Origin of the sequence: Romboutsia sp. 13368 (genome assembly GCF_018336475.1) — a bacterium.
GTDB lineage: Bacteria > Bacillota > Clostridia > Peptostreptococcales > Peptostreptococcaceae > Romboutsia.
Genome location: NZ_CP048741.1, coordinates 901,887 through 903,389 on the forward strand (window position 1 = coordinate 901,887; position 1,503 = coordinate 903,389).

The following is a 1,503-nucleotide window of genomic DNA, read 5'->3' on the forward strand; positions in this document are numbered from 1 at the left end:
GAGTAGAATACTAYCTAAGTGACTATCTAAGCATAATAGAAAGCCGTAAAAAAGTAGGACAAGACATAATAACTGACAAYATAGTAGAGTATMAAGAAAACAACGAAAACATAAGCCTACATATACCAGATAACCTATATTTAATAGGAACAGTAAACATGGATGATACAACATTCCAATTTAGTAGAAAAGTATTAGATAGAGCAAATACAATAGAGTTTTCAGATGTAGACTTGGACAACCTATTCTTTGAAAATAATGAAGAAGTAGAGCCTTTAAATATATCTAATAACTTTCTAAAAACAACATACTTAAAAACTATGGATATAGAAGAAGAATATAGAGAATATGCAAAAGAAGTAAATAAAAAAATAATAGAAATCAATGAAATACTTAAAAAATCACAAAAGCAATTTGCATACAGAGTAAGAGATGAAATAYTATTTTATATGGTAGAAAATAAAAAATTTAATTTATTACATGAAGATACTGCATTTGATTATCAAATAATGCAAAAGGTTCTTCCAGCTATAAATGGAAGTGAGCAAAGTGTATATCAAGTTTTAATAGATTTATTTAACTTTATAATTGAAACTAATGATATAGAAACTGTAGAAGAAGCAGAAAATTATTTAGAAACTACAACTGTAAAATATGAAAATAGTGCAAAGAAAATTATATATATGCTAAAAGGGTATCAAAATGATGGRTATGTTAGTTACTGGTACTAGTAGTGATATATTAAAATTATYTACAGATGATTTTACACTATACATATATGGAAGTAGTGAAAATAAAAAATTTAAGGCTACAAACAATAATAAAAATATAAGTGGAACTTTAGGAGTATATACAAATTATAACTACACTGTAGAAACTATAAATAGCTTTAAAGAATTAGAAATAAATAATAGTAATACTATGTATCCAAGCTTTTTTGAAGATGGAATATATAACTTATACTTAGAAAATAACATTGATGATAAATTTGAAATATATCATGATCATAAAGAAATAAGGGAAAATCTAATAACTAGAGGTAGAAATACCTTTGGATCTTTTAAGTTTAATGGAGATATAGGATATTCTACATTTAAGATTATTAAAAATAATAGTGAAGTTTTATCATTAACGATACAAGTATTTCCATCAAAGCTTGATTACATGGATGACTATAATGAAATATTAAAAGATATAAATGAAGAAATAACATCACTAGTATTTGACTTTTTAAATAAGACATTTTCAAGTGTAAATATAAGTGATAATAAAAATMAAACTGGACTTGAATTTATAGTTATACTAAATAATATATATGAAAAACTAGAAAGAGCTATAAAAAGAATAGAAAGATTTCCAAAGCATAGTGTTGTTACAGAGTACAACTTAAAAAATAAACATAAATCTAAAGTTATATCTACTAAGGAAACTATAAAGCATTTAAGAAAAAATCMTAMTTCAMAMAATGTWGTTGAAGTAAGAAAAAATACAACCTTAGATATA

At 23.7% G+C, this 1,503-nt stretch carries 2 protein-coding genes; both read left to right on the forward strand.

Going from position 1 to position 1,503, the window contains the following annotated elements; genetic code table 11:
• Positions 1-731 (forward strand): hypothetical protein (locus tag G3997_RS03630; protein ID WP_330616193.1); only part of this gene is annotated, 731 nt, incomplete at its 5' end.
• Positions 703-1,503, forward strand: an 801-nt coding sequence (locus tag G3997_RS03635; RefSeq protein WP_296648247.1) for a DUF2357 domain-containing protein, incomplete at its 3' end; no start/stop codon positions are given. The genes G3997_RS03630 and G3997_RS03635, both read left to right, overlap by 29 nt.